Genomic DNA, 13,626 nt, shown 5'->3' on the forward strand with positions numbered 1-13,626 from the left:
GCGGTTCGCCGAGCCGGGTCCGGTGACCTGCTCGACCAATCGCACCTCGTCCACCCGCCGCGGGGGGCGGCGGCGGCGCCCCCCCCCCCCGAGGCCCCCCGGGGGGCCACCCCCGGGCGCCCCCGGGGCGGGGGGCCGCCCCCGCGCCCCCGCCGCGGGTGGACGAGGTGCGATTGGTCGAGCAGGTCACCGGACCCGGCTCGGCGAACCGCACCGATATGCGCTGGCAGGTCGACGGCACCGATCTGGGACTGATGTGGGAGACCGAGCCCGGCAAGGTCGCCGTGGTGTTCGGCGATACCTTCGGCAAGGGCTGGGTGCCCGGCGGGGCCGGTAGCGCCGACGCCGATTGGCGCAGCAATATCCTGGCCTACAGCACCGACCGCGACCTGTCCGACGGCCTGCGCCTGGACACCATGGTGCAGGACAGCCGCTGCCACGCCGCGGAACTGCTGGGTAGCCGCAAGATCAAGAACTGGGAGACCACCACCATCCCGACCTCCGGTTTCGCCCTCGGCGACCGGCAGTATCTGAGCTATATGTCGGTGAATCGCTGGAGCCGGATACCGGGCCTGTGGTGGACCAACTACGGCGGTATCGCCTACTCCGACGACAACGGCAGCACCTGGGTCAAGGATCAGCACGCCAAATGGGAGAACCTGTTCGGGCTGGGCCGGTTCCAGGTCGCGGCGATGGTCCCGCACGGCGACTATGTGTACATGTTCGGCACACCCAACGGCCGGATCGGCGTGATCGGGCTGGCCCGGGTGCCGAAGGACGAGGTGCTGAACAAATCCGCGTACCAATACTGGGTGAACGGCAGCTGGGCACCGGCCGCGGAGAACATTGCCACGCCACTGGTGCCGGGGATCGCCAGTGAGCTCTCCGTGCGGTTCGATACCGAAACGGGGTTGTGGCAGATGTCGTATCTGGATCCGGCGCGGGGAGCGATCGTCCTGCGGACCGCGGCGGTAGCGCAGGGCGTCTGGTCGGAGCCGGTACAGCTGGTGTCCACCGCCGATTATCCGAAGGCGTACGGCGGGTTCCTTCATCCCTGGTCCACGGCGCGGGACCTGTATTTCACGATATCGGAATGGGATTCCTACAACGTGTACCTGATGCACGCCCGGCTGTCACCGGCTCGGCCGGAGATCAAATGAGGCGGCCGCGGCGGAACCGGATCCGCTGACCGGGCCGGGCCTGTGCCATCAGGTCGATATCGGCGTCGAGCACGACGGCGATCACCGGGTAGCCACCGGTGATCGGATGGTCGGCGAGGAAGACCACGGGTTGCCCGCTGGGCGGGACCTGCACCGAGCCGAGCGCCATCCCCTCGGCCGGCAGTTCCGCCGCGCCGGCGCGGCGCAACGGGGGGCCGGCCGCGCGGTCGAGCCGGGCGCCGACGCGGTCGGTGTCCTGGCCGACCGTCCAGTGCCCGGTGAACAGGGCGGCGGGGTCGGTGAACCAATCGGCACGCGGTCCGGGCAGGGCGCGGATCTGGAGGAGCTCCGGGAGATCCGGCTGCGGGGCCTGATCGACGGCCGGCCACGTTCCCGGCGAAGGCCCGACGGGAAGCCGGGTTCCTGCCCGCAGTGGTGGCGGACCGATCCCGGAGAGGGTGTCGTAGCTGCGGGAACCCAGGACCGGCGGGATATCCAGGCCACCGCGGACACCGATATAACTCCGCAGACCGGTGCGGGTGTAACCCAGTCGCAGCACTTGGCCCGGGTCGAGACACAACAGCCCGGCATGCCCGACCGGGGTGCCGTCCACGGTGGCCGGTGCGGGTGCCCCGGTCACCGCCACCAGCACCAATTCCTCGGCTCGCAACGTCAGACCGCCGAGCAGCACCTCGATTCCCGCGTGGGTTTCCGGATTGCCCACCAGCCGATTGGCCAGCCGCAGCGCGGCCCGGTCGGCGGCTCCGGCCGGGCCGACCCCGGAATCGAACCAGCCCGGCCGGCCGAGATCCTGCACGGTGGCCAGTGGCCCGGCCGCTTCGATCACGATCATCGTCCGGCCGCCGCATCGTAGAACCGCACATACGCGCCGGCCCGGATGAGCGCCGGCGGATCGCGGCCGGTATCCCACAGGTCGAGTTCGGTACGCCCGATGAGTTGCCAGCCGCCGGGGCTCTCCCGCGGGTACACCGCCGAATAGCCGCCGGCCAGGGCGACCGAACCGGCCGGGATCCGGGTGCGCGCGCTCGGCCGCCGGGGCACGTCGAGCCGGCCGTCCGGCGACCGCAGGTAACCGAATCCGGGTGCGAATCCGACGAAGGCGCACCGCCACACCGTGCCGGTATGCGCCGCGACGACCGCTTCCGGCGTCGAGTCCACTGCGCGGGCGACCTCGGCGAGATCGGGTCCGTTGTAGTGGACCGGAATCCGCACCGGATCGCCGGAAGGCGATGTTCCACGGGAAACATTGCCGTTTTCGGCCTCGTTCACCGCGGTGACCAACTGCTCCAGCTCGGAATGCAGCCGGGTGGCGGAAGTCGCCGAATCCAGGGTCACCAGAACGGTTTCCGCGGCCGGAAGCAGATCGACCACGCCGGGCAGCGAGCGGGCGGCCAATTCCGTGGCCAGGGCGGCGACCCGATCCGGATGCGGACAGCACAGCAGCGCGCGGTCACCGGCGCGCCGCACCGCCGCCCGGTCCCCTGGCGTTCGCGACAAGCTCACTCACCCCGTTCCGCGCTCGCTCAGGTGAACGACGCTACCGCGATTCCCGCGTCTTCGAGGGCGGTCCGGATCCGCCGGGCCATCTGGACCGCGGCCGGGGTATCGCCGTGCACACAGATACTGTCCGGCGACACCGCGACGGTTCCGCCGCCGCCCGCGACCCGGGCCGTCCCGGTTTCCGCCAGGGTCACCGCCTGGGCCAGTGCCGCGTCCGGGTCCAGTACCGCGCCGGCAGTGTCCCGCGGGGCCAGCCCGCCGGTGGCGGTGTACGCCCGGTCCGCGAAGCCCTCACTCACGAAACGAATACCCGCCAGCGCCGCCGATTCCTGCAGATGGGTGCCGGCCGGGCCGAGTAGCGCCAGCGCCGAATCGAATTCGCGCAGCGCGGCGACCACGGCATCGGCGAGGGCGGGCCGGGCCGCGGCGGCATGGTAGAGCGCTCCGTGCGGTTTCACATAGCGCACCCTGTCCCCCGCCGCTCGCGCGAAACCGTCGAGGGCGCCGATCTGGTAGAGCGTTTCGTCGCGCAGCTCGGCCGGTGCGATATCGAGCGCCCGGCGGCCGAATCCGGCCAGGTCCCGGTAGCCGATATGGGCGCCGATCCGGACGCCCTTCGCGACCGCCAGCGAGCAGGTGCGGCGCATGATCACCGGATCGCCGGCATGGAAGCCGCAGGCGATATTCGCGCTGGTGACGATATCGAGCATGGCGGCATCGTCGCCCATCCGCCACGCCCCGAAACCCTCACCGAGATCGCTGTTCAGATCGAGTCCCACGCCGGCCTCCTTCCGCCTGTCTCCATTGTCCCCGGCCGGCGCCCGGCCGAAACCGGAGGCGTCACGACCGCCGGTTGTTCAGCAGTACCCCGACGGCGCCCGCCCCGTAGCAGACGGCACCCACCAGCACCACCACGATCGAGCGGCCGTCCGCCGGGACCACCACCGCGGTGAGCGCGACCGCCAGCACGAACGCGATATTGAACACCGTGTCCTGCAGGGCGAACACCTGGCCGCGCCGGTCGTCGGCGATATCGATCTGCATGGCGGCGTCGCCGGTGAGTTTGATGGTCTGCCCGGCCAGGCCGAACAGGAAGGCGCCGGCGAGCAGCAGCTGATGGGCGCGCTGGGTCGCGTCGGCCGAATCGGCCAGCGCGGTGGGCGCGACCAATGCGAGCTGGACGAATATCGCGCAGGACAAGGCCAGCAGAACCGTGCGCGCCCGCCCCAGCCGGGGGATCAGGAACGGGGTGATCAACGCAGCGCCGAGCATCCCGGACGCTGTCGCGGTGATCGCGACCCCGAAGCCGATGAGTCCGCTGTCGACGGTGGTGGCGTCCGCGGGCGATTCGCGCAGCACCAGCACCATGATCAGGGTGTTGGCGCCGAAAACGATCCGGTGGGTGCCGATCCCGATCATCGCGGTGGAGACGTCCACCGAATGCCGCACCGCCCGCGCGCCCACCACCAGGCCGGCGAGCACCGCGCGCAGTGCGCCGGCGGTGGCACCGGATATCGTTTCCGGCCCGAGAACCCGCGGCCGGAAGCCCGCGGCCAGCAGCGCACCGGCCACCGACCCGGCCGCGCTCACCGCGACCGCCACCGCCGAGCCCGTATCCCCGGCTCCGATGAGGCCGATCACGGCCACGCCGGCCGCCGCACCCACCGCCGCGCAGGCCGAACCCGCGGTGGCCAGCACCGAGTTCGCCGGCACCAGCCACCGCTGTGCCAGCACCCGCGGCAGCGCCGCGGAGACCCCGGCCGCGGTGAACCGGCTGATCCCGACCACCGCGAGGGCCAGTAGTAGCAGCGGGCTTGCATCGATCCCGGTGAGCAGGCCGGCCGTCACGGCGAGGATGAGCAGCCCGCGCAGGAGATTGGCGATCAGCAGGACCAGCCGCCGATCCCACCGGTCCAGCAGGGCGCCGGCATAGGGGCCGATCACCGAATACGGCAGCAGTAACACCGCGAACCCCGCCGCGACGGCGAGTGGATCGGTTTCCCGTTCCGGGTTGAACAGGATCGCCCCCGAAAGGGCTGCTTGGAACATGCCGTCGCCGAACTGGCTGCTGAATCGCACCAGCGTCAACCGGAGCGCGCCGGGGCTGGTCCGGACCGCGTCGCGGACGGCGCGCAAATCGTGTTTCCGCTCGTCCGGGCCGGCCGCGGGGCCCGGTGCGATGGGTTCGGGCGCGACGCTGGACACGGCCGCGACGCTACCCGTTCGGCGGGCCCGAGCGTATTCCGGCCGGTCCGCGCTCTTCGGTGATCAGCAGGTCGACGGCCTCGCGCATATCCGGGGCCATCGGCAGCGTGCCCAGGGCATCGGCGTCGATCCAGGCGTAGGCATCGTGTTCGTCGGGTTCCAGGGTTATCTCACCGGGTTCGGCCTCGGCCAGGAAACTGAATTTGCGCACCTTGGCCTTGGTGCGGGTCGCGTAGTCGAACCAGCCGAGGAACTCGGTGATCCGGCGGGCCACCAGCCCGGTCTCCTCGTACAGTTCGCGGACCGCGCTCTCGGTGAGCGTTTCGCCGTCCTCGACGCCCCCGCCCGGCAGTTCGTACATTCCGCCGAGATCGGCACCGGGGACGCGACGTACCACCAGCAGTTTGCCGGCTCGGAACACCGCCACGCCGACCACGAGGTCGGTGACACCGTCGCGGCGGGCACCGGCACGTAGCCGCTGCTCGATTCGCGCGAGCGCTTCGGGGCGCATCTGTCACCTCCCGGTCCGGTTTCTCCATTTTCGACGACCGCGTGCCGTACCGCTATGACCGCCCGCCGCTGCTCACCGGGCGTTCACCCCCAGGTCGCTCGCGTAAAATGCCGAGAGCGGACAATCGACGACACGGGGCGCCGGGGTGGCCCCACGGGAAAGGTCATTGTGCCCGAGCCGGAAAGGAGCCGTGTGATGCCCACACCGCCCACGCCGCATATCGACCTCCACCGCGGTGGTGATCGGATGAAGACCCGGGTTTCCTGGCTCGATTCCAAACATTCGTTCTCCTTCGGCGCGCACTACGACCCCGAGAACACCCACCACGGCCTGCTGCTGGTGAACAACGACGATATCGTGCTACCCGGCCAGGGCTTCGATACTCATCCGCACCGGGATATGGAGATCGTGACCTGGGTGCTGGAGGGGTCGCTGGTCCATCAGGATTCGCTGGGCCACAGTGGGGTCATCTATCCGGGTCTCGCGCAGCGGATGAGCGCCGGCACCGGGATCCGGCATTCGGAGAAGAACGACTCCTGGCGGGTCGATCCGGGCCGGGCCGAACACGAACAACCGGTGCATTTCGTGCAGATGTGGGTGCTGCCCGACGAACCCGGCATCGAACCGGGCTACCAGCAGCTCGAGATCGACGACGAACTCGCCGCGGGCGGGCTGGTGACGGTGGCCTCGGGGTTACCGCGGTACCGGGACCGCACCGCGATCGCCATCAACAGCAGTCATTCGGCGCTGCATGTGGCGAAACTGTCTCCCGAAGAGCCGGCCGTGAATCTGCCCGACGCGCCCTACGTCCATGTTTTCGTGGCCCGCGGCGCGGTCGAGATGGAGGGCGTGGGCCGGCTCGATACCGGCGACGCGGTCCGCCTGACCCACTCCGGCGGGCAGCGGTTGTCCGCGGCCGAACCGGCGGAAGTGCTGATCTGGGAAATGCACGCCCGGCTCGGCGGTGCCGCGTAGTCTGCCCCCACCTGGCCGAATCCGGTGCCGCGCGCCGGGACTCGACCCGGACGCCCACCACCCCCGACAATGGTGACGAACTCCGGGTCGCGCTCGAGCGATTCCGCCGATGGTCGTGACCGGCCCAGCCGAGGAGGAACGTATGACCTACCCACCGCCCCCGGGTTATCCCCCGCCGGACCCGTACCCGGGGCACGGTGGTCCGCCGCAGTACTGGCAGGAGTCGTCCCGCAGCCGGGGTATGGCGGTCGCCGCGCTGGTCTTCGCGGTGCTGGCGGTGCTGAGTTTCTGCACCGTGTTCGGCGGGTTGTTCTTCGGGCTCATCGCCGTGGTCCTCGGTGTGATCGCCGCGGTGAAAGCCCGGCGCGGTACCGCCGGCGGTGGGGTCATGGCGGTGATCGCCCTGATCCTCGGGGTCGTCTCGATCGCCGCCGCGGCGGTGTTCGGGGTGATCGGCTGGGGGTTCTGGCAGGATACCGGCGGCCAGGATTTCGTCGACTGCCTCGAACGTGCGGGCAGCGACCAGCAGGCGGTCTCGCAGTGTGAGGATCAGTTCAATCAGCGGATCGAGGACCAGTTCGGGGTGACCATCGCCCCGCCGCCCCCGACCAACTGACCGGACACTCCCCGCTCGAACGTGCCGCGGCGCCGCGCCGGGCACCGGCATACTGGGTTGTGTGACTTCTGACGTGACCAGCCCCTCCGGTATCGATCTGACCCATCTCGCCCCGGCCGTCCGGGTGCAGGACGACCTGTTCACGCATGTCAACGGCGCCTGGCTGGCGGAGTACGAGATACCCGCCGACCGGGCGGTCGACGGCGCCTTCCGCACGCTGTACGACCGGGCGGAACTGGACGTTCAGGAGATCATCCGCAACGCCACGGGCGAACCGGGTAGCGATGCGCGCAAGATCGCCGATCTGTACGCGTCCTTCATGGACACCGCGACCGTCGAGGCGGCGGGTCTGGCACCTGTCGCCGAGGAACTGGCCGCGGTGGCCGGGACCACCGATCGCGGCGAGTTCGCGGCGCTGATCGGCCGGTTGCAGCGGACCGGTGTCTCCGGCGCCGTCGCGATCTATGTCGACACCGACGACAAGAACTCCCAGCGGTATCTGGTCTACGCCACCCAATCCGGGATCGGTCTGCCCGACGAGTCCTACTACCGCTCCGACGACTACGCCGAGATCCGGGAACGCTATATCGCCCATATCGACCGGATGTTCGCCCTGGCCGCCGCCGACCCCGCTCTCGCCGAGGTACTGGACACCGAATCGGCGGGTGCGCGGGTGTTCGAACTGGAACGTACCCTCGCCGCCGGCCACTGGGATGTGGTGCGCCGCCGGGATGCCGAACTGAGCTACAACCTCACGACCTTCACCGAACTCGCCGAGCAGAACCCGGAATTCGATTGGGCTGCCTGGGCCGACGGCCTGGCCGCGGGTGTGCCGGCCGACGGTTCGCTGCTGCTGTCCGAACTGGTCGTCCGGCAGCCCGACTACCTGCGCACCTTCGCGCAGGCCTGGGAATCGGTGCCGCTGTCCGAATGGCGGCTGTGGGCGCAGTGGCGGGTACTGCGAGCCCGCGCGGCCTATCTCACCGAGGCCCTGGTCGAGGAGAGTTTCGATTTCTACGGTCGCACCCTGACCGGTGCCCAGGAGAACCGGGAGCGCTGGAAGCGCGGAGTTTCGCTGGTGCAGGAACTGCTCGGCGAGGCCGTGGGCAAACTCTATGTGGCCGAGCACTTCCCGCCCGAGGCGAAGGCCGCGATGGTGCAGCTGGTGGAGAATCTGCGCGAGGCCTACCGCCGCAATATCGCGAACCTCGACTGGATGACCCCGGCCACCCGGCAGGCAGCGCTGGCCAAACTCGAGAAGTTCACGCCCAAGATCGGGTACCCGGACCGCTGGCGCGACTATTCGGCGGTCATCGTGGATCCGGCCGATCTGGTGGGTAATTACCGCCGCGGCTACGCCGCCGAACACGACCGGGACCTGAACAAACTCGGCGGCCCGGTGGACCGTGACGAATGGTTCATGACCCCGCAGACCGTGAACGCCTACTACAACCCCGGAATGAACGAGATCGTTTTCCCGGCCGCGATCCTGCAGCCCCCGTTCTTCGATATGAACGCCGACGACGCCGCCAACTACGGCGGTATCGGCGCGGTGATCGGACACGAGATCGGGCACGGGTTCGACGATCAGGGCGCGAAATACGACGGCGACGGCAATATGGTCGATTGGTGGACCGATGCCGACCGTGCCGAGTTCGGCAAACGCACCCGCGCCCTGATCGACCAGTACGACGTACTCTCCCCCGCCGATCTGCCCGACGACCACACCGTGAACGGTGAGTTCACCATCGGCGAGAACATCGGTGACCTGGGTGGCCTGTCGATCGCGCTGGAGGCCTACCGGATTTCGCTGAACGGCCAGGAGCCGCCGGTTATCGACGGGCTCACCGGCCTGCAGCGCGTCTTCTTCGGCTGGGCGCAGGTCTGGCGCACCAAGACCCGTCCGGAGGAGGCGATCCGCCGGCTGGCCGTGGACCCGCATTCCCCGCCGGAGTTCCGCTGCAACGCCGTCGTCCGCAATATCGACGCCTTCCACGAGGCCTTCGAACTGAAACCCGAGGACGCCCTCTACCTCGCCCCCGAGGAGCGGGTCAAGATCTGGTGAGTCTCACCCCTGAACAGAAAAGCGGCGATGCACCTGGAACGGTGCACCGCCGTAGTTTGCTGCGCTCTGGCCCAACTCCCGGAGGCGGGGCCCGCCCCTGGTCTGGAGCGACGGAGCGGGGGAGCGAAGCGGAGGAGCGGAGGAGTGAAGACCAGGGGTTAATAGGGCCCCGCCCTCTCGAGGCGCGGAGCGCCTCCGACTACACAGCGTTCCAGTCCCCCAGCCCGTCGCCCGCGTTCAGAGTTCCGCCCTGGGTGTTCTGCACGATCACCGCGTCGCCCTTGCCCACGTTCTCGTAGAACCATTTGGCGTCTTCGGTGCTCACGTTCAGACAGCCGTGGCTGGTGTTCGCATAGCCCTGCGATCCGACCGACCACGGGGCGGCGTGGACGAAGATCCCGCTGTTGGAGATGCGGGTCGCGTACTCGACGTCCAGTTTGTAGCCCTCGGGGGCGTCGATCGGCACACCGTAGGTCGAGGAGTCCATGACCATCTGGCGCCGCTGTTCGCCGACGATGTAGGTGCCGTTCGGGGTTTCGTGGTCGACCTTGCCCATCGAGGTCGGCATCGTGCGCACGACCTCGCCGTTGCGGGTCACGGTGATCATCTTGGTGTTGTCGTCGGCCGTGGCGATCACGGCGTCGCCGATACGGAAGGCGCTGCGGCTACCGCCGGCCTCCACCACCACGTCGGTCTGCGCGGGCCAGAACGCATCCGGCCGCCAGCGCACCTGCTTATCGCTCCACCAATAGAAATGCCCGGGAACCTCGGTCGACGGGGTGATCTTGATGGCCCGTTCGGCGGCGGCCCGGTCCGAGATCGGTTCCTTGAAATTGATGATGATCGGCTGCGCGATCCCGACCTGCTCACCCTCGGCGGGGTTGATGGCCGGTGGCGCGAAATTCGCCTTCGGCGGGGCGGGCTCGGGCGCGGTGATCCCGGCCGATCCGGTGGGGAGATCCGGTAGTGCCGCGGCGGGCGCGGTGGCCACGGTGGTGGCGGTGGCGATCGCGGCCGTCAGCAGGACACCCTGCCGAAGCCGGCGGGCGGCCCGCCGTGCGGCCGGCAGCGACCCGGTGTTCTCGGTGACATACATAAGGTGTTCGTCCGTCCCATCGACTCTGGAGCGTGCGGCGGCCGGTGGGCCACCGGTACGTCCGGCGGAGCACCCCGGCGAGTGTTCCCGGAGTTGTCGAGCGCCTCCACGTCGCCGCGGTCCGCGATGATCCGGCGCGGAGCGCCGCGGTACCGCGCGCGGGTCGTGGAGTTGTGGAGCGGCCCCGACGGGCGTGGTACAGCGCGGCCCGCGTGCCGTCCGCGCTGGCGCGCCTTCCGCTCCGTGTTCATTCCTACTGCCTTCATCTGTTCGTGACCACTCACAGTTTCCGTTACATAGCCGTGATGCATGACCGGTGGCATGGGGCACAGCTGTAGTGCTGCCTGAACTGCCGTGCCCTCGATACCCCCGCCAGCCGCGCGTTTCCACCCTTTCGCCGGGGGACCGCCGATAAATCGATCCGCCGGCGTTCAAACCTCCCGATGACATATGTCACCGGTCACTCGCCGCGGCAGCGCCGGGCACGATCAGGCGGGGCCCTCCCCGCCCGTGTGAGGTCTCACCGAGTCGACGCTCGCGTCGCCATGGTGTATTCATGGCGTGTTGTTCCGAATAAAGCTGTAGTGAGGTACGGATTCGATGGCGGGGGAAGAGTTCGGCGTCGCAGCGGGAGGACTGTGCGTGTCTGGATGGACTTCGTCTCGATGGATGGTGGCGGTGGCGGGTGCCGCAGCCGCATTGGTGATGACCGGGTGCGGTGCCACGATCGACGGCCGGGCGCTGCCGGTGACCGAAACCGGGACAGTGAACGCGGTGGATGTGACGGCCACGCCCGATTCCGGTCCCGGATCGGCGCCCACCACGACGACCGCCGCGCCGACGACCACCGAGGAGAGCGGGATCGTGGGCTTCGAGGCCGAGGTCGGCGACTGCGTACAACTCGGTGGTACGACCACCGACGCCAGTATCGAGGAGGCACCCTGCGGGACCGGCGCGTCGAATTACCGGGTGATCGGGAAGGCCGCTCGCAGCGACGAATGCGTCGGTGACGCCGACAATTACTACGCCGAGAGCCGCAACGGGGTGGAGATGGGCGCGTTGTGCCTGGATATCGACTGGGTGGTCGGCGGCTGTATGGATGTCGGCACCGGGACCACGGGTCCGGAACGTATCGATTGCGGCGACACCACGGCCGTGGACGGCGTGAAAGTGGTCGCGATCGAGCAGAATGCCGACGATGTGAACGCCTGCGGGGCCGGAAGCAGCGGGTATGTGTACTCGGAACGCCGCTTCGTGGTCTGCGTGGAGGAACTCTGAGACCGATCCGGAAACGAAAAACGAGCGGGCCGCAAGTGCCCGCTCGTTTTTCCTTCTGCCCGATGGGCCGGGATCAGATGGGCCGGAAGCCCGCGCCCACGCCGCCCCGGTGGTCGATATCGCCCATGATGGTGGACATATTCGTCCCCACCTCCGGGCCGAAGCAGGCGATGGCGAGGTAGGCGTTCACCATGCCCACCAGCGTCGAGCCCACAACGACCGGCGCACCGGAATCGCCTTCCATCACGCACATCTGGGACCAGGTCTCGATACTGCTGGCAAAGATATCGCCATAGGCGATACCGCAGGTGTTGCCGGTGGTCCGGCCTTCTTTGCAGACGATGTTCGGGAACTGCGCCGGTGCCCCGACGCCGGTGATGCTGAGATTGCCGACCCGGTTGACCGGGGTGACCCGCCCGGCATCGAATTCCAGCACCGCGTAGTCGAGTTCGGAGTTCGAGTAGACGAACCGGCCCAGCGCGCCGGCGCCCGGGTCCTGCTCGGAATACACCTCGTGCCCAGGGGTGCCGCAGTGTCCGGCGGTGAGGCCGACGAGCCTGCCGGAGCGGTCGTGGCCGATCGTGGTGAGCGTGCACTGGATCGCCATATCCGACATATGACCGGGCTCCGAGGAGACGATCAGCCCCGATCCGCCGCCGAGTACGGGCCGGCCGGGATCGGCGGTGGCCGCCGGGGAGCCGAGCAATGCCGCACTCAGTACGACGGTGAAGACGGCACCGGCCGCCTGGGCGATTTTGGTGAACATATCCCTCCAGACCTCGAAGCCCGCACGATATCAATGTGTGGCACCCCATCGTGGCAGCAACGGCCGCGACGCGCGCCCCGAGTCGCCGTTACTCGCGGGTGCCGTTGCGGCACTTGCGAGTTCGGCTTCCCGGTCGAGCATTCGGCCGGATGCGCCACGGGCGGCGCCGGACTGCGCGAAACTCCGGCCACGATACCTTCGAAAGAATAGCCGGACGCTATTAATAATCGCGGATTCGGCGACGCGGGTCGCGTAACAGTCGAATCTCCATGTCGCCGCGAATCGGTAATTTTCAGGAAAATCCTCCGTTATTTAAGTGAACGGCGGTTCTGTCACGATCTCGGCTCGGAACGGGCTTAATCCCCCGGTCAGCTGTAGGTTCTTCCAGAATCGCGGAACTCCCATTGGGATATGCACCAAGACAAGTGCGATAACTCGATGGTCACGCCACGGAGTGATGAACGTCTATGACAGCCCTCACCCGTCTATGGTGTGTTTCGCACTACTACGTAGTAAGGTGCCTCAAGCAAACCAGCCGTCGGGGTAGGTAACCGACGTCGAGAGGGGTTAGTCAGTGCAGTCGACCAAGAGTCCACCAACAGGTTCTCGGTTGAGCGGAGCGGTCGAGTGGACGCGGGACTACTGGCGCGACCACCCCAGACGTTCCCTCGAGACTCTCGGCCGCCAGATGACGATGGCTGTCGAGGCGGTCACCGAGCTCGTGGTCAGTATCTTCCGCGGCCGATTCCCGCTCGACGAGTTCATCCGGCAGTGCGCGTTCATGGCCAGCGTGGCCGCGGCCCCCACACTGCTGGTCGCCATCCCGATCGGTGTCATCGTATCGATCCAGGTCGGGGCCGTCGCACAGCAGGTCGGCGCCACCTCGTTCATCGGCGCGGCAAACGGTCTCGGCATCATCCAGCAGGGCGCGCCACTGGTCACCGTGCTGATGATCGCCGGTGCCGTCGGCTCGGCCATCTGCGCCGATCTCGGCTCCCGCACCATTCGCGAAGAAATCGACGCCATGAAGGTGATGGGTGTCGATCCGCTGCGCCGGCTCGTCGCGCCGCGACTCGGCGCGGCAATGCTGGTCAGCGTGTTGCTCTGCGGATTCGTTGTCTTCGTCGGATTTCTGACCGGCTATATTTTCAATATCTTTGTCCAGGGCGGCACTCCGGGTTCGTATATCTCGACCTTCGCATCGTTCGCAATTTCGCTCGATCTGTTTGTCGCTCTGTTGAAATCGCTGCTGTTCGGTCTGCTCGCGGCGATCATCGCCTGTGATACCGGATTGAACACCCGCGGCGGTCCCGGTGGTGTCGCCAACTCGGTGAATACCGCCGTTGTCATGTCCGCGGTGATGTTGTTCGGAGCTAATGTGATCTTCACCCAGGTGTACAACACCTTGTTCCCGCCCCAGGTGGTGTGAGCAG

At 68.2% G+C, this 13,626-nt stretch carries 12 protein-coding genes and 1 pseudogene; 6 read left to right on the plus strand and 7 right to left on the minus strand.

The features are described from left to right. Nucleotides 1–26: 26 nt before the first annotated feature. Nucleotides 27–1,160, plus strand: a pseudogene (locus QH276_RS13745) (DUF4185 domain-containing protein); the annotation flags it as partial. Here QH276_RS13745 and QH276_RS13750 read toward each other — a convergent pair. From QH276_RS13750 to QH276_RS13770, 5 genes are all read right to left on the minus strand, one after another. Beyond that, nucleotides 1,153–2,013 (minus strand): biotin-dependent carboxyltransferase family protein, encoded by an 861-nt coding sequence (locus QH276_RS13750; protein ID WP_280406753.1) that lies wholly within the window; start codon nucleotides 2,011–2,013, stop codon nucleotides 1,153–1,155. The pseudogene QH276_RS13745 and the gene QH276_RS13750 overlap by 8 nt on opposite strands. Further along, the gene (locus QH276_RS13755; RefSeq protein WP_280400505.1) at nucleotides 2,010–2,684 is read right to left on the minus strand and encodes a 5-oxoprolinase subunit B family protein; all 675 of its coding nucleotides are present in this window, start codon (nucleotides 2,682–2,684) and stop codon (nucleotides 2,010–2,012) included. The genes QH276_RS13750 and QH276_RS13755 overlap by 4 nt, the downstream gene beginning before the upstream one ends. Nucleotides 2,685–2,704: 20 nt before the next feature. Beyond that, entirely contained in the window at nucleotides 2,705–3,460 is a 756-nt protein-coding gene (locus tag QH276_RS13760) for a LamB/YcsF family protein (protein ID WP_280400504.1), read from the minus strand. A gap of 61 nt (nucleotides 3,461–3,521) precedes the next feature. Further along, nucleotides 3,522–4,817, minus strand: coding sequence for an MFS transporter (locus QH276_RS13765; protein ID WP_280400510.1), 1,296 nt, complete (start codon nucleotides 4,815–4,817; stop codon nucleotides 3,522–3,524). Between the two features lie 79 nt (nucleotides 4,818–4,896). After that, nucleotides 4,897–5,397 (minus strand): NUDIX hydrolase, encoded by a 501-nt coding sequence (locus tag QH276_RS13770; protein WP_280400503.1) that lies wholly within the window; start codon nucleotides 5,395–5,397, stop codon nucleotides 4,897–4,899. 195 nt (nucleotides 5,398–5,592) lie between these two features. Between QH276_RS13770 and QH276_RS13775 the strand changes: the two genes are divergently transcribed. The 3 genes from QH276_RS13775 (at nucleotide 5,593) to QH276_RS13785 (ending at nucleotide 9,053) form a co-directional block, all read left to right on the plus strand. Continuing rightward, on the plus strand, nucleotides 5,593–6,372 hold the full coding sequence (locus QH276_RS13775; RefSeq protein WP_280400502.1) for a pirin family protein: 780 nt from the start codon (nucleotides 5,593–5,595) through the stop codon (nucleotides 6,370–6,372). 142 nt (nucleotides 6,373–6,514) lie between these two features. Next, entirely contained in the window at nucleotides 6,515–6,988 is a 474-nt protein-coding gene (locus QH276_RS13780; protein WP_280400501.1) for a DUF4190 domain-containing protein, read from the plus strand. Nucleotides 6,989–7,049: 61 nt separating this feature from the next. After that, on the plus strand, nucleotides 7,050–9,053 hold the full coding sequence (locus QH276_RS13785) for a M13 family metallopeptidase (protein WP_280400500.1): 2,004 nt from the start codon (nucleotides 7,050–7,052) through the stop codon (nucleotides 9,051–9,053). A 199-nt stretch (nucleotides 9,054–9,252) separates the two neighbouring features. Here QH276_RS13785 and QH276_RS13790 read toward each other — a convergent pair whose 3' ends face one another. Then, complete coding sequence (locus tag QH276_RS13790; RefSeq protein WP_280401873.1) at nucleotides 9,253–10,149, minus strand: L,D-transpeptidase; 897 nt, start codon at nucleotides 10,147–10,149, stop codon at nucleotides 9,253–9,255. A gap of 669 nt (nucleotides 10,150–10,818) precedes the next feature. On the opposite strand from QH276_RS13790, the gene lppU reads away from it, so the two are divergent. Continuing rightward, the gene (lppU, locus tag QH276_RS13795; protein WP_280401872.1) at nucleotides 10,819–11,427 is read left to right on the plus strand and encodes an LppU family putative lipoprotein; all 609 of its coding nucleotides are present in this window, start codon (nucleotides 10,819–10,821) and stop codon (nucleotides 11,425–11,427) included. A 73-nt stretch (nucleotides 11,428–11,500) separates the two neighbouring features. Here lppU and QH276_RS13800 read toward each other — a convergent pair whose 3' ends face one another. Continuing rightward, the gene (locus QH276_RS13800) at nucleotides 11,501–12,193 is read right to left on the minus strand and encodes a serine protease (protein ID WP_280401871.1); all 693 of its coding nucleotides are present in this window, start codon (nucleotides 12,191–12,193) and stop codon (nucleotides 11,501–11,503) included. A 610-nt stretch (nucleotides 12,194–12,803) separates the two neighbouring features. On the opposite strand from QH276_RS13800, the gene QH276_RS13805 reads away from it, so the two are divergent. Further along, on the plus strand, nucleotides 12,804–13,622 hold the full coding sequence (locus QH276_RS13805; protein ID WP_280401870.1) for an MlaE family ABC transporter permease: 819 nt from the start codon (nucleotides 12,804–12,806) through the stop codon (nucleotides 13,620–13,622). The last annotated feature ends 4 nt before the right edge of the window (nucleotides 13,623–13,626 follow it).

It is taken from the genome of Nocardia carnea, from assembly GCF_029869215.1.
Taxonomy (GTDB): domain Bacteria; phylum Actinomycetota; class Actinomycetes; order Mycobacteriales; family Mycobacteriaceae; genus Nocardia; species Nocardia carnea_B.